This window comes from Pseudomonas sp. BN607, from assembly GCF_029871175.1.
GTDB lineage: Bacteria > Pseudomonadota > Gammaproteobacteria > Pseudomonadales > Pseudomonadaceae > Aquipseudomonas.
Genome location: NZ_SSOE01000063.1, coordinates 1 through 22,589 on the forward strand (window position 1 = coordinate 1; position 22,589 = coordinate 22,589).

Annotated in this window: 19 protein-coding genes; 9 read left to right on the plus strand and 10 right to left on the minus strand. The window is 63.5% G+C overall.

Features of this window, described 5'->3' with window-relative positions; all coding sequences use genetic code 11:
* Positions 1-210: 210 nt before the first annotated feature.
* Positions 211-1,164, plus strand: coding sequence for an IS110 family transposase (locus tag E8E68_RS19935; protein WP_280340090.1), 954 nt, complete (start codon positions 211-213; stop codon positions 1,162-1,164).
* A 232-nt stretch (positions 1,165-1,396) separates the two neighbouring features.
* On the opposite strand, the gene cysZ is transcribed toward E8E68_RS19935, so the two are convergent.
* Positions 1,397-2,125, minus strand: coding sequence for a sulfate transporter CysZ (cysZ, locus tag E8E68_RS19940; protein ID WP_110745523.1), 729 nt, complete (start codon positions 2,123-2,125; stop codon positions 1,397-1,399).
* Positions 2,126-2,446: 321 nt separating this feature from the next.
* On the opposite strand from cysZ, the gene trxB reads away from it, so the two are divergent.
* A complete protein-coding gene (gene trxB / locus E8E68_RS19945) occupies positions 2,447-3,409 on the plus strand; it encodes a thioredoxin-disulfide reductase (RefSeq protein WP_003247318.1) in 963 nt (320 codons plus the stop codon).
* Positions 3,410-3,480: 71 nt separating this feature from the next.
* Here the strand turns inward: trxB and nadC are convergent, their stop codons facing one another.
* Positions 3,481-4,329 (minus strand): carboxylating nicotinate-nucleotide diphosphorylase, encoded by an 849-nt coding sequence (gene nadC / locus E8E68_RS19950; protein ID WP_110745524.1) that lies wholly within the window; start codon positions 4,327-4,329, stop codon positions 3,481-3,483.
* Positions 4,330-4,571: 242 nt separating this feature from the next.
* Here nadC and E8E68_RS19955 point away from each other — a divergent pair, with 242 nt between their 5' ends.
* From E8E68_RS19955 to ampE, 3 genes are all read left to right on the plus strand, one after another.
* Positions 4,572-6,719 carry a DUF1631 domain-containing protein gene (locus E8E68_RS19955; protein WP_280344058.1) on the plus strand — a complete coding sequence of 716 codons (2,148 nt, stop codon included), beginning with the start codon at positions 4,572-4,574 and terminating at the stop codon, positions 6,717-6,719.
* 191 nt (positions 6,720-6,910) lie between these two features.
* Entirely contained in the window at positions 6,911-7,483 is a 573-nt protein-coding gene (gene ampD, locus E8E68_RS19960) for a 1,6-anhydro-N-acetylmuramyl-L-alanine amidase AmpD (RefSeq protein WP_280344061.1), read from the plus strand.
* Entirely contained in the window at positions 7,480-8,310 is an 831-nt protein-coding gene (gene ampE, locus E8E68_RS19965) for a regulatory signaling modulator protein AmpE (RefSeq protein WP_266028567.1), read from the plus strand. The genes ampD and ampE overlap by 4 nt, the downstream gene beginning before the upstream one ends.
* 64 nt (positions 8,311-8,374) lie before the next feature.
* Here the strand turns inward: ampE and E8E68_RS19970 are convergent, their stop codons facing one another.
* Together E8E68_RS19970 and cra are read right to left on the minus strand one after the other, a co-directional pair.
* Positions 8,375-9,151: a TatD family hydrolase gene (locus E8E68_RS19970; RefSeq protein ID WP_280344066.1), complete on the minus strand. Its 777-nt coding sequence runs from the start codon at positions 9,149-9,151 to the stop codon at positions 8,375-8,377.
* A 2-nt stretch (positions 9,152-9,153) separates the two neighbouring features.
* A complete protein-coding gene (cra, locus tag E8E68_RS19975; RefSeq protein WP_280344069.1) occupies positions 9,154-10,149 on the minus strand; it encodes a catabolite repressor/activator in 996 nt (331 codons plus the stop codon).
* 282 nt (positions 10,150-10,431) lie between these two features.
* Here cra and ptsP point away from each other — a divergent pair, with 282 nt between their 5' ends.
* From ptsP to E8E68_RS19990, 3 genes are read left to right on the plus strand one after another with little or no spacing between them, the layout of a single operon-like run.
* On the plus strand, positions 10,432-13,284 hold the full coding sequence (gene ptsP / locus E8E68_RS19980; RefSeq protein WP_280344072.1) for a phosphoenolpyruvate--protein phosphotransferase: 2,853 nt from the start codon (positions 10,432-10,434) through the stop codon (positions 13,282-13,284).
* Positions 13,285-14,232, plus strand: a complete 948-nt coding sequence (gene pfkB, locus E8E68_RS19985; protein WP_266028561.1) for a 1-phosphofructokinase — start codon at positions 13,285-13,287, stop codon at positions 14,230-14,232. It abuts the gene before it with no gap.
* Entirely contained in the window at positions 14,229-15,968 is a 1,740-nt protein-coding gene (locus E8E68_RS19990) for a PTS fructose-like transporter subunit IIB (RefSeq protein ID WP_266028560.1), read from the plus strand. Before pfkB ends, E8E68_RS19990 begins: the two co-directional genes overlap by 4 nt.
* 60 nt (positions 15,969-16,028) lie before the next feature.
* On the opposite strand, the gene E8E68_RS19995 is transcribed toward E8E68_RS19990, so the two are convergent.
* The gene (locus E8E68_RS19995; RefSeq protein WP_110745533.1) at positions 16,029-16,250 is read right to left on the minus strand and encodes a DUF3820 family protein; all 222 of its coding nucleotides are present in this window, start codon (positions 16,248-16,250) and stop codon (positions 16,029-16,031) included.
* Between the two features lie 203 nt (positions 16,251-16,453).
* On the opposite strand from E8E68_RS19995, the gene E8E68_RS20000 reads away from it, so the two are divergent.
* Entirely contained in the window at positions 16,454-16,930 is a 477-nt protein-coding gene (locus E8E68_RS20000; RefSeq protein WP_266028558.1) for a PA2169 family four-helix-bundle protein, read from the plus strand.
* On the opposite strand, the gene E8E68_RS20005 is transcribed toward E8E68_RS20000, so the two are convergent.
* The 5 genes from E8E68_RS20005 to E8E68_RS20025 form a co-directional block, all read right to left on the minus strand.
* Positions 16,927-18,417: a sensor domain-containing diguanylate cyclase gene (locus E8E68_RS20005; protein WP_280344078.1), complete on the minus strand. Its 1,491-nt coding sequence runs from the start codon at positions 18,415-18,417 to the stop codon at positions 16,927-16,929. The genes E8E68_RS20000 and E8E68_RS20005 overlap by 4 nt on opposite strands.
* Before the next feature lie 178 nt (positions 18,418-18,595).
* A complete protein-coding gene (locus tag E8E68_RS20010; RefSeq protein ID WP_266028555.1) occupies positions 18,596-19,930 on the minus strand; it encodes an OprD family porin in 1,335 nt (444 codons plus the stop codon).
* A 205-nt stretch (positions 19,931-20,135) separates the two neighbouring features.
* Positions 20,136-20,360, minus strand: coding sequence for a hypothetical protein (locus tag E8E68_RS20015; protein ID WP_266028554.1), 225 nt, complete (start codon positions 20,358-20,360; stop codon positions 20,136-20,138).
* Positions 20,361-20,544: 184 nt separating this feature from the next.
* Positions 20,545-21,933, minus strand: coding sequence for a heavy metal sensor histidine kinase (locus E8E68_RS20020; protein ID WP_280344082.1), 1,389 nt, complete (start codon positions 21,931-21,933; stop codon positions 20,545-20,547).
* On the minus strand, positions 21,908-22,582 hold the full coding sequence (locus E8E68_RS20025) for a heavy metal response regulator transcription factor (RefSeq protein ID WP_110745539.1): 675 nt from the start codon (positions 22,580-22,582) through the stop codon (positions 21,908-21,910). The genes E8E68_RS20020 and E8E68_RS20025 overlap by 26 nt, the downstream gene beginning before the upstream one ends.
* Between the last annotated feature and the right edge of the window lie 7 nt (positions 22,583-22,589).

The window sequence follows — 22,589 nt, forward strand, 5'->3', positions numbered from 1 at the left end:
CCCGCTTGTATGGTTAGACTTGAAGGGGTGGTGGGACTAAATGCCCGATTCTGACTGTTACGAGCAGTACAGACCGTGGGAGACATCGCCCCACCCCTTCCACCAAAGCGCCGATAAAGAATGCATCGTTTGCAAGCGACGATAGAAGCAAGCCAGCGCCTCTTGGTGAAAGCCCTTCAAGCCGAAAAACCATAACGTGGAGAGCCGCCGATGGCAATGCAGGTAGTGAAGTCGATCATTGGAGCGGACGTTGCAAAAGCTGAATTGGTGATCCATCACGAGGAGCGTGATGAGATCATCAAGCTGAAAAACTCCAAATCTGAAATCAATAAGTGGCTCAAGCAGCAGCCACTGAACACGGCTATCGCCGTTGAAGCGACCAACATCTATCACTTGGATCTGGTCGAGCTAGCCCACGGCATGGGCTTTGATGTTTATGTCATTGATGGATTTCAACTGAGTAACTATCGCAAGAGTGTTGGCGGCCGAGTCAAAACTGACCCGTCCGATGCGCGGTTGCTGTCCCGTTTTCTGAAAAACGAGGGTGAGGATCTTCGCCCTTGGACCCCGCCTCCCGCCGTCTACGGCAAGCTGCAGAGCCTTCTGCGGCGCAGGGCTGCGCTGGTATCGGCCCGTACTGCAATGACGCAGAGCTGGGCTAACGAGGGCCTGTTGAAAGCAGCCTTCGAAACCTTCGTCAAGTCGATAGAACGGCTGGACTTGCTGATACAAAAGAAGATCAAAGAAGTATTGCGAGAGGCAGGGCTGCTTGAACAGGTTATTCGCTGCCAGGCCGTGGAAGGTATTGGTTTTCTCACAGCGTCAGCACTGGTAATGGCGTTTATCAGAGGCGAATTCAAAAGCAGTGACGCTTACATCGCCTTCTTGGGGATGGACCTGCGAGTGAATGACTCCGGGCAAAAGAATGGACGCCGCCGCCTTACAAAGCGAGGCTGTTCGGAGATTCGTCGTTTGTTGCATAACGCAGCGATGTCGGCCAGTAGGTCAACTACCTGGAAGGACGTGTATGAGCAGTATCGGAGCAACGGTAAAGCAACGACCCAGGCACTAGTGATCTTGGCTCGCAAGCTCGCTCGCGTCGCATTCGCCCTGATGCGAGATCAGGGCGAATACGTCACCAAAAGCCGGAAATTGGCTTGCTGAAAACCATAGAATCTCCCACAGGGGATCGCGCTAGCTTCTGGAAATTGAGCAAGCCAGTTGTTTCCACAGGTACTGCACCAGCCTCAAGCCTGCGGGGGTACCTGTGGGAGCGGGCTTGTCCCGCGAAGGATCCAACACGGTGCATGGCACCGGCTCCGCCGGTGTTCGCGGCTAAAGCCGCTCCCATAGTGACCGGTCGTGGCAAGCGGGATGTGCAACGTGCCGCGAGAGATCAGTTACGTTCCCGCACCCAGAACAACGTAGCCCCGGCCACTGCCGCCGGCATCATCAGCACGTTCACCCCCGGGATAAGCAACGCCAGGTAGGTAATGCCGCCAAAGCCCAGCGATTGCCAGCGCTTCTGGCGCAGCCAGGCCAGCATGTCCTGCCAGCTCATCTTGTTGTTGTCCGCGGGGTAGTCGATGTACTGGATGGCCATCATCCACACGCCGAAGATCAGCCACAGCGGCGCTGCCACCACGTTGACCACCGGGATCAGCGACAGGATGAACAGGCCGATGGCGCGTGGCAGGAAGTAGCCCAGCTTGCGCATTTCGCGGCTGAAGGTACGTGGCACCATGGCCACAAGCTCGCCCCAGCTGAAGGCGGGGAAGTTGTCTTCGCCACGGACCACCACCTCCACCTTTTCCGCCAGGAACCCGTTGAACGGCGCGGCAATGATGTTGGCCACCAGGGTGAACGTAAAGAACACCATCAGCACCAGAAGGGCGACGAACAGTGGCCAGAGTATGTAGCTGAGGAAGCTCAACCAGTCTGGCAATGTTGGCATCAGGGCATCCAGCCACACGGCGAACTCGTGGCCGGCGAAGTAGACCAGGCCACCGAACAGCAGCAGGTTCACCGCCAGCGGCAGCAGCACGAACAACCGCAGGTTGGGGCTCAGCACCAGTTTCAGGCCTTCGCGCAGGTATTGGGGGCCAGAGAGGACAGGGGCTTGCATCGAGACACTCCGCAGAGAAGGAAAACGCGCTGACCTTACCGAGTTTGCCGCGCCGACGAAAGGCGGGTAGCGGGTGGGAAACGGCCTGTAACAAAAGCGCCAGCGGCTTGGCTATCGATGAAATCGCAGCATAGACGATGCCTATGAGGTGGATTGTCTAAGGATATTTCCTTAATCTTTGCGACCTCGCTACAGTGCGCTCAACTTTCCGCTTTCCGGGCCTGCGCGTTGTAGCCTTCCCCAAGTGCTGCGTGGGTCCTTTTTAATTTTCCAGCTGGCGCCGCCGGTATCGGATACCGGCCCGCTCGACAGGAGTTCGACATGTCCGAAGTACGTCATTCGCGCGTCATCATTCTTGGTTCCGGCCCTGCCGGTTACAGCGCCGCGGTGTATGCCGCACGTGCCAACCTCAAGCCGCTGCTGATCACCGGCATGCAGGCCGGCGGCCAGCTGACCACCACTACCGAAGTCGACAACTGGCCGGGCGACCCCCACGGCCTGACCGGCCCGGCGCTGATGCAGCGCATGCAAGAGCATGCCGAGCGCTTTGAAACCGAAATCGTCTTCGACCACATCAATGCCGTCGACCTGGCCAACAAGCCGTTCACCCTGCAGGGTGACAGCGGCAAGTACACCTGCGACGCGCTTATCATCGCCACTGGCGCCAGCGCTCGCTACCTGGGCCTGCCGTCGGAAGAAACCTTCATGGGCAAGGGTGTTTCGGCCTGCGCCACCTGCGACGGTTTCTTCTACCGCAACAAGCCGGTCGCTGTGGTGGGTGGTGGCAACACTGCCGTAGAAGAAGCACTGTACCTGGCCAACATCGCCAGCAAGGTGACCCTGGTACACCGCCGCGAGACCTTCCGCGCCGAGAAGATCCTGGTCGACAAGCTGAACGCCCGTGTGGCCGAAGGCAAGATCGAGCTCAAGCTCAACGCCACCCTGGACGAAGTGCTGGGTGACAACATGGGCGTAACCGGTGCGCGCCTGAAGAACAACGACGGCAGCAGCGACGAAATCAAGGTCGACGGCGTGTTCATCGCCATTGGCCACACCCCGAACACTTCGCTGTTCGAAGGCCAGCTGACCCTGAAGGACGGTTACCTGGTGGTGAACGGTGGCCGCGAAGGCAATGCCACCGCCACCAACGTCGAGGGTGTTTTCGCTGCCGGCGACGTGGCCGACCACGTTTATCGCCAGGCCATTACCTCGGCCGGTGCCGGCTGCATGGCGGCACTGGACGTTGAGCGCTACCTGGACGGGCTGGCCAACGCCTCGTTCTGATCCAGCGGGGCGCAGAGCGCCCCCAACAAAAAACCGGCTCTGAAGCCGGTTTTTTGTTACCCGCAATCAGCTTACAGGCTCAAGCGCATCGACAAATCGACCGCCTTCACATCCTTGGTCATCGCCCCGATCGAGATGTAGTCCACACCTGTCTCGGCAATTACCCGCAAGGTGGTCTCGTTGACCCCGCCACTGGCCTCCAGCTTGGCCTTGCCGGCAGTGATGCGCACCGCTTCGCGCATTTCATCCAGGCTCAGCTCATCAAGCATGATGATGTCCGCGCCAGCGGCCAGTGCTTCGCGCAGCTCGTCCAGGCTCTCTACCTCGATTTCCACAGGCTTGCCCGGGGCGATCCGGTGCGCCGCGGCCACCGCCTCGGCCACTCCCCCGCTGGCTGCAATGTGGTTTTCCTTGATCAGGAAGGCGTCGTACAGGCCAATGCGGTGGTTGTCACAGCCGCCACAGGTGACCGCGTATTTTTGCGCCAGGCGCAGGCCTGGCAAGGTCTTGCGGGTGTCCAGCAAGCGTACCTGGGTGCCTTCCACAAGGTCGGCGAGGAAGCGTGCACGGGTGGCGACCCCCGACAGCATCTGCAGGAAGTTCAGCGCGCTGCGTTCACCACTGAGCAGCGAACGGGCCGGGCCTTCGAGGTGGAACAGCGGCTGATTGGCTGTGGCCCGTTCGCCGTCAGCCACTTGCCAGTGCACTGCCACCCGCGGATCGAGCTGGCGGAATACGGCATCCACCCATGCGGTGCCGGCGACTACGCAGTCTTCGCGGGTGATGATGGTCGCCTTGGCCAGGCGCTCGGCCGGGATCAACTGCGCGGTGATATCGCCACTGCCGATGTCTTCCAACAGCGCGCGGCGCACGTTGGCTTCAATTTCAGCGGTCAGGTCGGCAAGGCGTAGGTTCGGCATGGTCGGCTCCACAAGCTAGATGCCCGCGATTATAGGGCAGGGGGCTGGTGTGTACAGCCGCCTTGGCGATGACCTTTGGTCGGGCCCTGCGAGCAACCGGGGGAAATCACGGTCTTTAACCAGCCAGTGAAACGGCGCTGGCAGCTGTGCGATTTTTTCCCGATAATAGCGACCAGTATTTGGCGTCATAGCTTTGACGATCTTAAGCCCCTCCGGGCGAGACACCCTGCAAGGAGTCCAGGATGCATAAAGAAGGCAAGGTGGTGCCCTTGGTGGCGGCCATCGACCGAGGCGGGCGTGCGCCCCTGCCTTGCCTTCCGGTGTTGCTGCTGCAAGTGCGCGACAAGGCCGCCCTGCAGTTGCGCCAGGGTTTGCAGGACTTGTTCGATAACGCCGACGACACCCTCTTCGAAATGGCCGACAAGGCCTTCGACCGCGGTGACCAGAACTTGTACTTCGAAGCCATGCGCGACCTGCGCCTGAAGCGTAAAAGCATCGAGCGTGGCTTTCTGGATACCTTCTACGACACCTTTGCCCGCATCGGCCAGGCCGACCTGCTGGCGCCTCTGGTCGAGCCTGTGAGCTCGCGCAACAAGGGCCAGATAGAGCGGGCCGCCGCTGTCGAAGGCATGGTGGCGCGGGTGCTGTCACGCGATGGCATTGCCTTGCAGCAACTGGGTCTGCGCTTGCAGGTGTTGCTCGACCGCCCTGTGTTCGAGCAACACAACCCGGTGGGGCCTGCCGCGTTATGCGAGTACTTCCTCGACGCCGGGCGCAGCCTGGGGGTTGGCCTGCGGGTCAAGCTGGTGCTGCTGAAGCTGTTCGAGCGCTATGTGCTACGCGATGCCGATGTGATCTACGGCGAAGCCAACCAGTTGCTGGCTGCTGCCGGTGTTCTGCCAGAGCTGCAACCGGCACCGCGCAGGCGTGCCGAAGACCGGCGCATGCCTGCACGACGAGGGCCGGTGCAGCTTGGTCAGGAGGTGGACGCGGATGCGGCAGGGCAGGCGTTCTTTGCCTCGTTGCAAACCCTGCTCGCCCCGCTGCGCGGGCAGTTTGCCCCGCGCTTGCAGGCGGTGGCTGCGGCGCAGCCGATCAGTAGCGCAGACCTGCTCAGGCTGCTGTCGCATCTGCAGCGTTATGCGCCTGCCAGCCACGAAGCCGATGATTTCGACCTCGGCCAGCAGCTGGAGCAACTGCTGTTGCGGGTCAGCGTGCGCAGCGGTACACGCCGGCGCCTGTCCGTGGCCGACGAAGACATGATCAACCTGGTTGGCCTGCTGTTCGCCTTCATCCACAACGACGACAACCTGCCGGCCAGCCTGCGGGCGTTGATTGCGCATCTGCATATCCCGCTGCTCAAGGTGGCATTGCTGGACAAGGGGCTGTTCAGCCGGTCCAGCCACCCGGCGCGCCGTCTGCTCAACGAAATCGCCGGTGCGGCGATTGGCTGGGAATGCGGTGGCGAAGGCCTACGTGACAGCCTGCATTTGCGGGTACAGCGTATTGTTCAGCGCCTGCTCAATGATTTTGCCGAGGATGCCAGCCTGTTCACCGAGCTGCTGGAGGACTTCCTCGCCTTCAACCAGGACGAGCGGCGGCGCAACGAGTTGCTAGAGCAGCGCACTCGCGATGCTGAAGAAGGCCGTGCCCGGGCGTTGCAAGCCCGGCAGCAGGTTCAGCAAGTACTCAACCAGCGCCTGCGCGGCAGGGTGTTGCCGCAGGTGGTGGTGCAGATGCTGGTACAGGCCTGGAGCCAGGTGCTGCTGCTGGCATGGCTCAAGCAGGGCGAAGCCTCGCAAGCCTGGCAGGACGCTCTGCAGGCAATGGACACACTACTGGCCAGCATCACCCCAACCCATGAGCCGCAAGCCTTGTTGCAGCAGGTGCCCGGCTTGCTCAAGGCGTTGCGTGATGGCCTGGCCAGCGTGGCGCTGGACTCGCAAGCCACCCGGGAGTTTTTCCTGCAACTGGAGCAATTGCACCTGCGTGCCTGCGCGGGTGCCGCGCAGCAGCCGGGGGGCGAGAGCCAACCCTCGATCGACGTGCTGGTCGCCGAGGAAATCGTGCTGGCCATCGCCGAAGAACCTGCCTGCGCACCGCTGCGGATCGACGACGGCCAGGCTGGAGCGCTGCGCCAGGCCCAGCGCCTGCGTATCGGCACCTGGGTTGAGGTATTCGATGAAGACGAACCGTTGCGTTGCAAGTTGGTAGCGCGTATTGCCGCCAGCGACCGGCTGGTGTTCGCCAACCGCACCGGCATGAAGGTGCGCGAGTGGAGCAGTACCAGCCTGGCCAAAGCCCTGCAACGCAACGAAGTTCGCGTACTGGATGACGGGTTGCTGTTCGAGCGGGCGCTGGAAGCGGTGCTTGACGGCTTGCGCACCTAGCCGCGGTTGTATGGCGTAGGCCCGCGCAGGTGGCGATCCCGTGGCCGCAGCCGGGGCCGACGACCGCGAGGTCTGTTTCGCGGGCACACCGATCCCGCCATGGTTGCTCGTATTACAATCATTCACATGCACAGCGCCGTGGCCGCAGGGCATACTGTGGCTCTGTTCACGGCGCTTTCAGGATCTGCCCCATGCAATTGGACCGTGCCACTGGCTGGTTCCACGGAACTGGAATCACCCACTGCCCTTCGCCAAACTTCAATGCCCGCCCCGAAGGCGAATCGATTTCCCTGCTGGTGATCCACAACATCAGCCTGCCGCCGGCCTGCTTCGGTACCGGCAAGGTCCAGCAGTTCTTCCAGAACCGCCTGGACCCCGACGAACACCCGTACTTCGCCAGCATCAACCACTTGACCGTGTCGGCGCACCTGTTTGTCGAGCGTGACGGCGCAGTGACCCAGTTCGTCTCGTTGCGCGACCGCGCCTGGCACGCGGGTGTGTCTTGCTTCGACGGGCGTGAAGGCTGCAACGACTTTTCCATCGGCATCGAACTGGAAGGCACCGACGACCAGCCCTATACCGATGCCCAGTACACCGTGCTGGAGCAACTCACCCGGCACATCCGCAGCGCCTGGCCGGCCATCCACCTGGGCCGCATCCAGGGCCATAGCGACATTGCCCCGCAGCGCAAGAGCGACCCCGGCCCGGCGTTCGACTGGCCGCGCTACCGCCAGGCGCTGCAGCACAACGAGGACAAGGCATGAGTTTTCTGGTGTTGTTGCTGGCGCTGTGGGTCGAGAAATTCTCGGCCTTGCGTCATCAGGTGCAGCGCGACGGGTTCTTCCTTGGCGAGCTGGTGCGCCTGGAGCGCAGCGGCAAGGTTCACCCCTGGTGGACGCTGGCCATCCTGGTGCTGGCCCCGGTAGCCCTGCTGGTGTTGCTGCTGCATGTACTGGAGCCTGTGGCCTACGGCTTGCTGGCCCTGCCGGTGCACCTGCTGGTGCTGGTCTACAGCCTCGGCCGTGGTGATGCCAAGGCCTCGTTGGGCCCGTTCCGTGATGCCTGGCGGCGCGGTGATGACCAGGCGGCGCTGCATGTGGCCGAGCGTGACTTGGGCCTGGCGGCCGATGAGCCGCAGAGCCTGCTGGTGCGGGTGCAGGGCAACTTGTTGTGGCAGGTGTACCAGGGCTTTTTTGCGGTGATCTTCTGGTATTTCGTGTTGGGCCCTGGGGCGGCACTGGCCTATCGGCTGCTGGCACTGTGCGGTGAACATAGCAAGCAGCCGGCGCTGAAGGCGCGGGCCGAGCAGCTGCGGCACGTCATGGACTGGCTCCCGGTGCGGGCACTGGCATTGAGCTTTGCCCTGGTGGGCAACTTCCTGGCGGTGACGCGGGTGATGCTGCACGAAGTGCTCAACTGGCATATCAGCGCTGCGCACCTGGTAGCCCGGGTCGGGCGCATTGCCGATGACATTCCCGAAGAAGAAGACAGCCAGCGCGGGTTGGGGCGTCTGGACAGCCTGTGGGAGCTGCTGCTGCGCTGTGCGGTGTTGTGGTATGCCGGGTTTGCGCTGTGGACGGTGTTGGTCTGAAGCAACTCATGGGCCGCTTTGCGGGTTGCCCGCGAAGAGGCCCATGAAGATGGAGCGCTTTCAGCTACCAGCCAAACAACTCGCAGGCGTTGCGACTGCTGGCATCTGCCAGCGCGCCAACCTCCACCCCCATCACTTGAGCCAGCGCTTCGGCAATCTCTGGCAGGTGCTCGGGGCTGTTCCTCACGCCCGGGTACATTACCGGCGCCATGTCGGGTGAATCTGTCTCCAGCACCACGCTGTCCAGCGGCAGCCGCGCCAGGGTTTTGCGCAGCCGCAGCGCTTGCGGCCAGGTCGCCGCACCGCCCAGGCCGAGCCGAAAACCCAGCTTGATGTATTCGCGGGCCTCCTCATAACTGCCGGCGAACGCATGGATCACGCCTGCCCGCACCGGCTTGTAGCGCTTCAGCGTGGCGATCACCTGGGCATGGCTGCGGCGCACATGCAGCAGCGCCGGCAGTTCGAAATCGCAGGCCATCTGCAGTTGTGCTTCGAACAGCGCCTGCTGGCGTACCTTGTCCAGGTTATCGAGGTAGTAGTCCAGGCCAAACTCGCCCACGGCGCATAGCCGCGGGTCTGCGCGCAGGCGCTCCAACCACTCCCGCAGCTGCGTCAGGTGCTCGGGCCGATGCTGGTCGAGGTAGACCGGGTGCAGGCCCAGCGCGGCGAACAGGCACGGCTCGGTACAGGCCAGCTCCCACACCCGCTGGAAGTTCGTCTGGTACACCCCCAACACCACCATCCGCTCCACCCCGCGTGCCGCCGCGCTGGCCAGTAGGCGTGGGCGGTCGGCGTCGAAGTCGGGGAAGTCCAGGTGGGTGTGGGTGTCGATCAGGCGCATGTTCAGGCCGCTGGAAGGCGTTGCTTGAACGTTCGGCCAACGGCATGCACGCCTGGTTCGTAGCGTTTTTCCTCGATGGCGGCCAGCGCCAGCTCCAGTGCGATGGCGGCGATCTGGCCATGCTGCTGGGCCATGGCATTGACCGGCAGCGGCAGGAAATCGAGCAACTGGTTGTCGCCGAAGGTGCCCAATCGTAGCTGGCGGGAGTCGGCGGGGCGCGCCTGCAGGGTATCGAACACCCCCTGCAGCAGCACGTACGAGGTGGTCACCAGGGCATCCGGCAAGCCGCCCAGATCGTCGATAAGTTGCTGCATCAGGCGCTGGCCACATTCACGGCTGAACGCTTCGCCTTGGTAGCGGCGGACTTCGCCGGCATAGCCTTGCAGGGCTTCGTCGAAACCACCGGCACGCGCCTGGCTGACCGACAGCTCGGGACGGGCGCCGATCAGGGCGATGCTGCGTGGCGCGGCGCAGAGCAGGCTGGCGGCCAGTTGGCGGCTGGCGTCGCGGTCATCGCTGATCACCGAGCAGAAGTGTGCAGGGTCCAGGCGGCGGTCGATGGCGATCACCGGCAGGCCTTTGTCCTGCAGCTCGCGGTAACTGTCATCCTCGGGTGGCAGGCAGCTGGCAACGAACAGTGCATCGCAGCGGCGTGCACGGAACAGTTGCTGCAACTGGCGTTCGCTGTCTGGCTGGTCGTCACTGCTGGCGATCAGCAGCTGGTAGCCACGGGCGCGGGCGCCTTGCTCCAGCTGCTTGGCAATGCGGGCGTAGCTGGGGTTCTCGAGATCCGGGAGAATGAAGCCCAGGGTGCGGGTATGCCGGCTGCGCAGGCCAGCAGCTTGCGGGTTGGGGGTGAAGCCATGGGCCTCGACCACCGCGCGTACCCGCTCGACAGTGCTGTTGCTGATGCGCTGCTGTTCAGCCTTGCCATTGATGACGTAGCTGGCAGTGGTCACGGACACACCGGCCAGACGGGCGATATCGCTGAGTTTCACCGAATTTTCCTTGTTATTACCGGGGCTGGCAGTAAAGCGGACCGGGTAGTTTGACCCGGATCAGCCATTACGCGCAGACGACCATTGTCGCAATTGTCCGACAGGATGGGGCTTTTTCCTCGGCAGATTATCGAGTAACGTGGCCACTTGGTCAGATTAAACGTTTCAGCCGCCTAATTTTCTGCCTCGGCTGCCGTCCCTGCAAGGCTGTTTACTGGCCCTTTATGTGAATTTCACAACAATACTCCAGTACCCGAACGGGAACTGCAAAAGGAGAAGGTCATGCTCGAGCTCGCCAAGGAGCAGATAGCCATGGGCCAGGTGGCCGCCGACAAAGCCGGCGCACTGCGCCTGCTGGCGGAGCGGCTGGTTGCCGATGGCCTGGTCGCCGACGGTTACCTGCAGGGGCTACAAGCCCGCGAAGCGCAAGGCTCAACGTTCCTTGGCCAGGGCATCGCCATCCCGCACGGCACGCCGCAAACCCGTGACCTGGTGTATGCCACCGGCGTGCGCCTGTTGCAGTTCCCCGAGGGGGTGGACTGGGGCGATGGCCAGATGGTGTACCTGGCCATTGGTATCGCCGCCCGTTCCGACGAACACCTGCGCCTTCTGCAACTGCTGACCCGAGCCCTGGGCGAGACCGATCTGGCGCAAGCGCTGCGCCGGGCCAGTTCTGCCGAGGCGCTGCTCAAGCTGTTGCAGGGGGCGCCCCAGGCGCTGGCGCTGGATGCACAACTGGTCGGCCTGAACCTGCCAGCCGAAGATTTTGACGAGCTGGCCTGGCGCGGTGCCCGCTTGTTGCAGCGCGCCGACTGTGTTGACAGTGGCTTTGCCGCAGTGCTGCAACAGGCCGAGCCTCTGCCCTTGGGCGAGGGCTTGTGGTGGCTGCACAGCGAGCGCCAGGTGCGCCAGCCGGGCTTGGCCTTCATCACCCCGCAACAGCCGTTGCGTTACCGCGACCAGCCGCTCAACGGCCTGTTCTGCCTGGCCAGCCTCGGCGCTGCGCACCAGGCCTTGCTCGAGCGCCTGTGCGAAGTGCTGATCGAAGGCCGCGGGCAGACGCTGTACCAGGCCACCAGCAGCCGAGCTGTGCTGGAAGTGCTGGGTGGCGAGGCGCCGGCCGACTGGCCCAGTGCGCGTATCGTGTTGGCTAACCCCCATGGCCTGCATGCCCGCCCGGCCAAGGTGCTGGCGCAATTGGCCAAAGGCTTTGAAGGTGAGATCCGTGTGCGACTGGCCGACAGTGCGCAGCCGGCTGTGTCGGTCAAGAGCCTGAGCAAGCTGCTGAGCCTTGGCGCCCGCCGCGGCCAGGCGCTGGAACTGGTGGCCGAGCCAGGTATTGCCGCCGACGCCTTGCCAGTACTGCTGGCCGCCATCGAACAGGGATTGGGCGAGGAGGTGGAGCCGCTGGCGCAGAGCGTTGCGCCCGTTGCCAATCTCGTACCTGAAGTGTTGCAGGCCCCCGTTGCCGGCAGCCACATTCAGGGCGTGGGTGCGGCCCCCGGCATTGCCTGTGGCCCGGCGCATGTGTGCGTGGAGCGGGCGTTCGACTACCCCCTGCGCGGCGAATCGTGTGCGCAGGAGCGGCAGAAACTGCGCGAAGCCCTGGCTACCGTGAACGGCGAACTGCAGGCCTTGGTGCAGCGCAGCGACAAGGCGATTGGGGAGATCTTCGTCACCCACCAGGAAATGCTCGCCGACCCTGCCCTGAGCGACGATGTCGAGCAGCGCCTGGCCCAGGGCGAAAGTGCTGCGGCGGCATGGATGGCCGTGATTGAAGCGGCCGCCCGTCAGCAGGAATCGCTGCACGATGCCTTGCTCGCCGAGCGCGCCGCCGACCTGCGTGACATTGGCCGCCGCGTGCTGGCGCAGTTGTGTGGCGTGCAGGCGCAGGTCGAGCCCGAGCAACCCTACGTGCTAGTGATGACCGAAGTCGGCCCGTCCGATGTCGCCCGCCTGGACCCCGAACGGGTCGCCGGTATCGTGACCGCCCAGGGCGGTGCCACCGCCCACAGTGCCATTGTCGCGCGTGCCCTGGGCATCCCGGCAGTGGTCGGCGCAGGTGCGTCGGTACTGTTGCTGGAAAGCGGCACAGCGCTGCTGCTCGATGGCCAGCGCGGCCTGGTCAGCGTCGCCCCGCCAGCGGATGAACTGCAACGGGCGCTGGCCGAGCGCGACCTGCGCGAGCAGCGTCTGCAGGCCGCTTGGGCCAACCGCTTCGAGCCCGCCGTCACCCGCGATGGGCACGCTGTCGAGGTGTTCGCCAACATTGGCGACAGCAGCGGCATCGCCAAGGTGGTGGAGCAGGGCGCCGAAGGCGTGGGCCTGCTGCGCACCGAGCTGATTTTCATGGCCCACCCGCAAGCCCCGGACGTGGCCACCCAGGAAGCCGAATACCGCCGTGTCCTCGATGGCCTGGACGGGCGCCCGTTGGTGGTGCGCACCCTGGACGTCGGCGGTGACAAACCGCTGCCCTACTGGCCGATCGCGGCCGAAGAAAACCCGTTTCTCGGCGTGCGTGGCGTACGCCTGACCCTTCAGCGCCCGCAGGTGATGGAAGACCAGTTGCGCGCCTTGTTGCGTGCAGCCGACCAGCGCCCGCTGCGCATCATGTTCCCGATGGTCGGCCAGGTACACGAGTGGCGCGAGGCGCGGGCCATGGTCGAGCGCCTGCGGGCAGAACACCCTGTGGCCGACCTGCAGCTGGGCATCATGGTGGAAGTGCCTTCGGCAGCCCTGCTGGCACCGCAACTGGCGCGCGAAGTGGACTTCTTCAGCATCGGCACCAACGACCTGACCCAATACACCTTGGCCATCGACCGTGGCCACCCCAGCCTCTCGGCCCAGGCCGACGGCCTGCACCCAGCGGTGCTAAGCCTGATCGACATGACCGTACGCGCCGCCCACGCCCACGGCAAATGGGTAGGTGTGTGCGGTGAGCTGGCCGCCGACCCGCAGGCGGTCGCCGTGCTGCTGGGGCTGGACGTGGACGAGCTCAGCGTCGCCGCGCGCAGTATTGCCGAAGTCAAGGCCCTGGTCCGCCAGGCCGATCACCAGACAGCCCGCGCCCTGGCGCGCGAGGCACTGCAACAGGACAGCGCCGCAGCGGTTCGCGCGCTGGTGGAGCGTTACTGAATGGCCAAGATCCTCACCCTCACATTGAACCCGGCACTGGATATCACCGTTGGCCTGGGCACCCTGCGCCCGGGGCAGGTCAACCGCAGCCAGGCGCAGCACAGCCATGCTGCCGGCAAGGGGCTGAACGTTGCCCAGGTGCTGGCCGACTTGGGGCACAGCGTGACCGTTGGCGGTTTTCTCGGGCAAGACAACTTGCAGCCGTTCGAGGCGCTGATCGGCTGGCGGGGTTTTGCCGACTGCTTTGTGCGCGTCCCGGGCGAAACCCGCAGCAACATCAAACTGGTCGAGGCGGATGGCCGCGTCACCGACATCAACGGCCAGGGCCCGGAAGTGGACGAGGCGGCACGCACTGCCTTGCTGCGCCGCCTGGAACAGCTTGCCTCGGGCCACGACGCGGTGGTGGTGGCTGGCAGCCTGCCGCGCGGGATCGATACCGACTGGTTCCGCCAGTTGCTCGAACAACTCAAGGCGCAAGGCCTCAAGGTGGCCCTGGACAGCAGCGGCGACGCCCTGCGTGTCGGCCTGCAGAGCGCACCCTGGCTGGTCAAGCCCAATACCGAAGAGCTGGGCGAGGTGCTTGGGGTGGCTGTGGATAACCCGGCGCAACAGCGCGCTGCCGCCGAGCGCCTGCTGGCCAGTGGCGTCGAACATGTGGTGGTGTCGGCGGGCGAGCAAGGTGTCAGCTGGTTCACCCATGACCTGGCCTTGCATGCCTGCCCGCCCAAGGTGCGGGTCGCCAGCACGGTGGGGGCGGGGGACTCGCTGGTGGCTGGCATGGTTCACGGCTTGTTGCTAGGCGAAGCGCCCGCGCAGACCTTGACCCGTGCCACTGCCATCGCAGCCCAGGCCGTAACCCAGGTCGGCTTCGGCATTCGCGATCGCGAGCAGCTGGCACTGCTGGAGGCCGCAGTGCAACTGACAGAACAACAAGAGGGTTGCCGATGAACATTGCCATTGTCACCGCCTGCCCCAATGGCCAGGTGTCGAGTGTGCTGAGTGCCCGCTTGCTGTCTGCCGCTGCCCAGCGGCGTGGCTGGAGCACCAGTGTCGAGGTGCAAGATGCCGAACACCCCGAGCGGCAGCTGAGCGCTGCGCAGATCGCCGAGGCCGACTGGGTGCTGGTGGTCAGCACCGGCCCCGTGGACCTGGCCCGCTTTGTGGGCAAGCGCCTGTTCCAGAGCACGCCGTCGCAGGCCCTGGCTGACCGCGAAGGCTTCCTCGATGAAGCCGCGGCCAACGCCCGCTTGCTGGCGGAGGTGCCGGGTAGCCCTGTGGTTGCTGACCGTTCAGGCGCGCGCATCGTTGCAGTCACTGCTTGCCCGACCGGCGTCGCCCATACGTTCATGGCTGCAGAGGCCCTGCAGCAAGCCGCACAACAATTGGGCTATAAGCTCACTGTCGAGACCCAGGGCTCGGTCGGTGCGCGCAACCCTTTGTCTGCCGAAGCCATCGCAGAGGCCGACGTGGTGCTGCTGGCTGCTGACATCGAAGTACCCACTGCGCGCTTTGCCGGCAAACGCATCTACCGCTGCGGCACCGGCATCGCCCTGAAGCAGGCGCGGGCCACCCTGGACAAGGCCTTGGCGGAAGGCAAAGTGGAAAGCAGCGCTGACGCCGCAGCGGTGACGGCTGCGGCCAAGGGCGAGAAGACCGGGGTGTACAAGCACCTGCTCACCGGCGTGTCGTTCATGCTGCCGATGGTGGTGGCTGGCGGCCTGCTCATCGCCTTGTCGTTCGTGTTCGGTATCGAGGCCTACAAACAGCCGGGCACGTTGCCGGCGGCGCTGATGCAGATTGGTGGCGAGGCCGCGTTCAAACTGATGGTCCCGCTGCTGGCGGGGTATATCGCCTGGTCCATCGCCGACCGCCCAGGGTTGGCCCCCGGCATGATCGGCGGCTTGCTGGCGAGCACCTTGGGTGCAGGCTTCATCGGAGGCATCGTCGCCGGGTTTCTCGCCGGTTACAGCGCCAAGGCCATTGCCCGCTGGGCCCGGTTGCCCAGCAGCCTGGAAGCGCTCAAGCCGATCCTGATCATTCCGCTGCTGGCCAGCCTGTTCACCGGCCTGGTGATGATCTACGTGGTTGGCCAACCGGTAGCGGCAATGCTCGAGGGCCTCACCCATTTCCTCGACAGCATGGGCACCACCAATGCCATCCTGCTGGGGCTGTTGCTGGGCGGCATGATGTGTGTCGACCTTGGCGGGCCTATCAATAAAGCTGCCTATGCCTTCTCGGTGGGGCTGCTGGCTTCATCGAGCTATGCACCGATGGCGGCGACCATGGCCGCCGGCATGGTGCCGCCGATCGGTTTGGGTATCGCCACTTTCATGGCCCGGCGCAAGTTCGCCCAGAGCGAGCGCGAGGCGGGCAAGGCAGCACTGGCGTTGGGGTTGTGCTTCATTTCCGAAGGTGCGATCCCATTTGCCGCCAAGGACCCATTGCGGGTCATCCCGGCCAGTGTGGCAGGCGGTGCGTTGACGGGGGCATTGTCGATGTATTTCGGCTGCAAGCTGATGGCGCCGCATGGCGGGTTGTTCGTGCTGCTGATCCCCAATGCAATCAACCATGCGTTGCTGTATTTGCTGGCGATCGTGGCGGGCAGCTTGCTGACGGCAGTGGTGTATGCGCTGATCAAGAAAAGCGAGCGGGTGGAATTGGCGGTGGCGCCGGTGAAAGGGTAAAGACTCCCATCGGGGCCAATGGCCTCTTGGCGGGCGTGCCCGTCAAGGGGCCGGAACAGGTCAACGCCCATGTTTGTGCCGCAACGGCACCAGCAGGTCCCCCAGGCCGTTATGGTCGATCTCATGCATCAACGCCAGCAACCCACCTAGCTCGCCGGTCGGGAAGCCTTTGCGCGCGAACCAGGCCAGGTAGTCCCCGGGCAGGTCGGCAATGGCCCGCCCTTGGTACTTGCCAAAGGGCATGGTCCGGGTCACCAGCAGTTCGAGGGTTTCCGGCTTCATCTAGACTGCACCTGGCTGTGGAAAAGCGCCGACCATACTGCAATCTGCACGAAGGCCCAAGCGGCAATCATGCAGAACACCGCTACCACGCTCCCTCCGTATTTTTATAAATCATTGATTTGAAAGAAATTTATTGAATTATGAGGGTTGGCACGAACGCTGCTCCAGTAAAGGTGACTATCACCTGCCAAGGAGTTCGTACCATGAGCAACCCCAACAAAGACGTTATCGACGTGCTCAACGACCTGATCGAGTACAGCAAGGATGGCGAGAAAGGTTTCAAGGCCTCGGCCGATGATGTGAAGAACCCAGAACTGAAAGCGTTCTTCGTTCAGCGTGCCGGCGAATGCGCCAACGCTGCCGGTGAACTGCAGAGCGAAGTGCGCCGCCTGGGCGGCGACCCGGAAACCTCCACCAGCATCAGCGGCGACCTGCACCGCGGTTGGGTCAACCTGAAGTCGATGGTCACCGGCAAGGATGAAGAAGCGGTGCTCAACGAAGTGGAGCGTGGCGAGGACCATGCCCTGAAGGCCTACAAGGAAGCCCGCGAAAAGTTGGTCAAATTGGGCCGCACTGCCACCGACACGACCTATAGCCTGGTGGAAAAACAGCTGCAAGGTGTGCAGCGCAACCATGACCAGGTCAAGGCCCTGCGTAACGCCGCCCGCGCCCGTTCTTAAGCCTCGGGCCCCTCTACCCGGTTACGGCCTTTGGCCTTGGCCCGGTAGAGGGCTTCGTCCGCAGCGCCCAGCACCCGGCTCAAGTCGTGCTGGGAGCCGGACAGGCCGATGCCAATGCTCACCGTGACTGAGTGAGCATCGTCGGCAAACGGTGCCAGTGCCTCGACACTGGCCCTGATGCGTTCAGCCAGCAGCTGGGCGCCAGCCAGGTCGGTCTCCGGCAGCACCACCTGGAACTCTTCCCCCCCATAACGTGCAGCCAGGTCGGCCGGCCGGCGTATGCACGCCTCAATGGTCTTGGCCACTTCGCGCAAGGCATGGTCGCCACCGGCATGACCATGTCGCTGGTTGAATGCCTTGAAATGATCCACGTCCACCATCAGCAGTGCCAGCGGCTTGCGGTTGCGTTGGGCGCGGGCCCATTCCTGGCGCAGCACCTGATCCAGCCGGCGGCGGTTGGCCAGACCCGTCAGGCTGTCGGTGGCGGCCAGCGTAGCCAGGCCCTGTTCGGCGTCGTGGCGGCGGCGTAATTCGCGACCCAGCAGGAAGGTCAGCCAGAGAATGCCCACGCACAGCACCCCGGTTGCCGCGCTGACCAGAATGGCGGTGCGGCGCCAGGACTGGAACACCTCATCAGCCGAGTGCACCACCAGCACGATCAACGGTAGCTGCGCGACCCGGGCGAAGGTATACATGCGCGGCTTGCCGCTGGTAGCCGAACGGGCGGTGAAGCTGCCGCTCTGCTCACTGAGGATGCGCTTGAAGTTCGGCCGTTCGGCGTAGTTGGTGCCGATCATCAGGTCTTGCGGGTGGGAAGGCTGGCGGGCGAGCAACTGGCCGTCGGCATTGAACAGGTTGATGCTGCTGTCGTCGCCAATGTCCAGGCGCTTGAACAGTTCACTGAAATACGACAGGCGCAGCGCCCCTGCCGCCAGCCCGTCGAACTCGCCGTGGGGGCCGGAAATGCGCCGGCTGAAACTGATGCACCATTCCAGGCCGCCGAGCTTGGCCTTGAAGGGCGGACCTACCAGCAGCCCGAGGTTGGCGTTTTGCTGATGCGCCTTGAACACCCCCGTGTCGCCGAAGTTGGCCTGGCGCGGCACGCTGCTGGCGGAATCACCGACCACGTTGCCTTGCTGGTCCAGCCACAGCACGTCACCACGCTTGCGGTCGATGAAGGCCTCGTTGAACAGCAGGCGCTGGCGCAGCGGGCCCGGGATTTGCGGCAGCTCCTTGCGCCCGACCGCCCAGATCAGGCCTTGCAACGACTGGTCGTAAAGTTCGACGTTGCGCAGGATATCGCTTTCGATCAGTTGCACGATGTTGTTCGCCGCCCGCTCAGCCGACAACTCCACGCTGTCGCGCTCGCGGGCCAGCAGGTAGCTGACAATGCCCACGATGGCGAGCACGGCAAGGCAACTGCTCAGGTTGAGGATCAGCTCCGGGTGCGACCTGTAGAGTGCTAGACGCGGGGATTGGGTGGGCATGCTCGCTACTGCAAGGACAGGGCCATTCGCGGCGGCGACATTCTAGGGAAGCAGAGATTGTCGGACAAGATTTGTCCGACGGAATCACGATTTACTGCACTTTCGATTTGCCGTGTACACCTTTGGTAGTGGGTGAACCCGCTACCAAAGGGTTATAGGTGATGCTTGCCGCGCAAGATCAGAACACGTTCAGTGGGTAATCGACGATCACCCGCAGTTCATCGTTGTCGCTGTTGCTGTCGATCGAGGCATAGCCCTGGCTGCCACGGTGGGTGGCATAGCGCACCAGCACCGACAGGTCTTTCAGGTCACCTTCCTGGAATACGTATTTCACGTCCAGGTCGCGTTCCCAGTGCGTGGCGTTCTTGCCGTCGGCGCGGTAGTAGTCGTAGTGGGTGGTGTCCTGGGTGGCCTTGGTCAAGTCCGCCTCACCGCGCGAGTACGACAGCGAGCTGGTCAGGCCGGGCACGCCGACACCCGCGAAGTCATAGTTGTACTGCAGCTTCCACGAGCGCTCGTTAGGGGCGTTGAAGTCCGAGTACATGCGCGAGTTGTCCAGGTACACGCTGTCGCCCAGGTTGATGTAGTCGAACGGCGTGTTGCCATTGACCCGCTGGTAGGCGGCAGTAACGCTGTGGTAACCGGCGTTGACGGTGAAGTGCACGCTGTAGGTGTTGTTGTCGATCTTGCCCAGCAGGGCCTGGCCGGTGTCCTGGGTATGGTAGAAGTGCACGCCCGGGTTCAGGCTGACCAGGTCGTTGACCACGTAGGTGTAGTCGAAGTCGGCGTAGTACTGGTTCCAGATGTCCTTCAGCTCGGCGGCGTACAGGTTGGCGGTAATGTTCGGGGTACCGCTCCACGACGCGCCGGCCCAGTTCAGGTGTTTGCTCTTGTCGTGCTCGCCGAGCGAGCCATAGTAGGTGTCGATGCGGCGGTGGCCGCTTTGGTTGTACGGGTGGGTGAAGCTCACCTGGCCGCCTTCGAGCAGCAGGCCGTCGACGCTGGTGTTGGTCAGGCTCACACCACGGAAAGTCTGCGGCAGCATGCGGGTTTCACCGCCGGCGATCACCGGGTTGGTGAGGAACAGGTCGCCGGCTTTCAGTTCGGTGTCGAAGGCTTTCAGCTTGACCGCGGCACCGGCAGTGGAGAACGCGTGCGGGGCTGCGCCCAGCTCGCCATCGTCCTTGATATGCTCGGGCAGGATGCTGGTGCCGGCATGGCCGCCACCGCCGTCGAGCTTCAGGCCCAGCATGGCATGGGCGTCCAGCCCGAACCCGACCACACCTGGTGTGTAGCCCGACTCGAAGCGCGCCACCGCGCCCTGGCCCCACTCGCGGGTGTCGCGCACGTCGGCGTTGTGGTTGTCGCGGTTGAAGTAGGCATTACGGAAATGCAGGTTGAACGACGAACCTTCGATGAAGCCATCAGCCTTGTCTTCATCTGCCTGGGCGGCGTAAGGGATCGTTGCAGTCAACGCAATGAAAAGCGGGGTAAAACGAAACGCGGAAGGCACCGGTACTAGCTCCTTTGGTCTGACGGTGGGGCAGTTGTTATTTTTGAATGTGCGTCTTTTTTATAGGTGAACGTTACAGCCGGGCTGAGAGTTACAGCACATAAAAAAAGCCGCTGATCGGCAGCGGCTTTAAAAGGCTAACATATCGGCACCGGTGGTGCCCATGGCGTAGCCAAGGGAAAACGGATGCAGCGACAGCGCTTGATCAGCTGTCGGCGTTGGCATCGACAGAAGCCTTGGAAGCTGTCTGGGGTGCGTCTTTTGCGGCGTCTGCCTGCTGTGCGGCTACGGTCTCGCGGGCGTCTTGATGGACCGCGCTGAACTCGGCATTACGGGCGACGAAAGCGGGGGATTCTTCGGCCATGGCCAAGGGCGACAACAACAGGGACGACAGGACGAAAACGCTGGCAATACCCATACTGTTGGACATTTGAAACTACCTTCTTGCTGTGCAAGTGCTAATGAGGACGAGCTAAAGTTAGTCCTTTCGATACACTTGAAACAGAGCGAAGTGCGATAAGCACTGTTGCGCAAAAGGTAACGATCCCTGCATAAGCAATAGGACTTTCGGCGCAAAGCCGCATGCTAGAGCCCCTGTGGCTCGCGACCTCTTGTCAGGTATGGGGCGGCAGCCTCATGCCAAAGGTATTCAACCCCGCACCACTGCGCACAAACACCTCCCCCCCATGCATCAGCGCAATCGCCTTGACGATCGCCAGCCCTAACCCATGGTTACCGCCACCACTGTTGGTGCGCGCTGCATCCACCCGGTAGAAACGCTCGAACAGCAATGGCAAGTGCTCGTCGTCAATCGCCGGGCCAGGGTTGCTCACGGCGATGCTGACCTGCTCGGGCCCGGCATCGATCTGCACCTGGATCACTTGGTGCGGTGCGGTGTGCTGTACGGCGTTGTTCAGCAGGTTGATCAGTGCCCGGCGCAACTGCGCCTTCTCGATCGGCGCCTGGGCATCGCCGCTGACGCTGACGCTGACCTGGGCGTCCTCAAGGATGTAGTCCAGGTAGTCGAGGGTGGTCGCCACTTCCTCGGCCAGCGAGGCCTGGGTCAGGGCGGTGGCCTTGCTGCCCTGGTCGGCGTTGGCCAGGAACAGCATGTCGTTGATGATGCTGCGCAGGCGCTCCAGTTCCTCCAGGTTCGATTGCAGCACCTCGAAGTAATGCTCGGCACTGCGCCCCCGGGTCAACGCCACCTGGGTCTGGCCGATGAGGTTGGTCAGCGGCGAGCGCAGTTCGTGGGCGACGTCGGCGTTGAACGCTTCCAGCCGCGAATAAGCCTGGCTGACCCGGTCGAGCGCGGCGTTGAAGGCATCAGCGAACTGCGCCAGTTCCGGGGCCAGGTCATGGGTTTGCAGGCGCCCGTTCAAGCGCGGGGGGGCCAGCGCCTGAGCTTCTCTGGACAGTGCCAGCAAGGGGCGCAGGCCAATGCGCGCCACCCAGTAGCCCAGGACCGATGCCAGCAGTATGCCAAACACCGCCAGGCCGATAATCGCTACCAACAGGCTGTGCTGGGCCTGCCAGAAGGTTTCGGTATCGATACCGATCATGAAGCGCAGCGCCGGCCGTTCACCCAGCGCCGGCAGCTCGCTCACCAGCACTTTGTACGGGTAGGGCCGCTCGGGCAGGCGCAGGTCGCGCATGCCCTGCGGGCCTTCGGCGAAGGCGCGTACCAGCTCGCTGGGGTGGCCATACTCATAGGCCGGGTTGCTGCTGACCACCCAAAAGCGAATACGCTTGTCCTCTTCGCTGAGCAGGTTGAGCTTGTTGTTGATCTTGGCCCAATGCTCCGGCGTACCGAAGCGGTTGAGGGTGGATTCAAGCACGCTGAAACGCGCATCCAGCTCCGCTTGTGGCAGCAGGTCCAGGCTGCGGTCGACCTGGCGATACAACGCCGAGCCGATCAGCAGGAACACGCCCAGTGCCACCAGGATGAACAGTGCCGACAGGCGCAGCGCGATGGAGTTACCCCGCACGGTTTTCCAGGACATAGCCCATGCCTCGGATGGTGTGCAGCAGCTTGTTGTCGAACGGCCCGTCAAGCTTGGCGCGAAGGCGCTTGATTGCCACCTCGACGACGTTGGCATCGCTGTCGAAATTGATATCCCAGACCAGCTCGGCAATCGCCGTTTTCGACAGGATTTCACCCTGCCGGCGGGCCAGCACGCTGAGCAGCGAGAACTCCTTGGCAGTCAGGTCCAGGCGCTGGCCAGCACGCGTGGCCTTGCGCGCCATCAGGTCGATCCACAGGTCGGCCACCTGTACCTGCAGGGGTTCATGGCTGCTGCTACGGCGGGTCAGGGCCTGCAGGCGGGCGACCAGTTCAAGGAACGAGAACGGCTTGCCCAGGTAGTCGTCGGCACCTTCGCGCAGACCATGGATGCGGTCTTCGACCCGTTCGCGGGCAGTGAGCATGATGACCGGGGTCTGCTTGCGCGCACGCAGGGCGCGCAGCACGCCGTAGCCGTCCAGACCCGGTAGCATCACGTCCAGTACGATCACCGCGTAATCACCCTCCAGGGCCAGGTGCAGGCCGTCGATGCCATCGCGCGCCAGGTCGACGTTAAAACCCTGCTCGGTCAGGCCGCGATGCAGGTAGTCAGCGGTTTTTTCTTCGTCTTCGATGATCAGCACACGCATGGTCTTG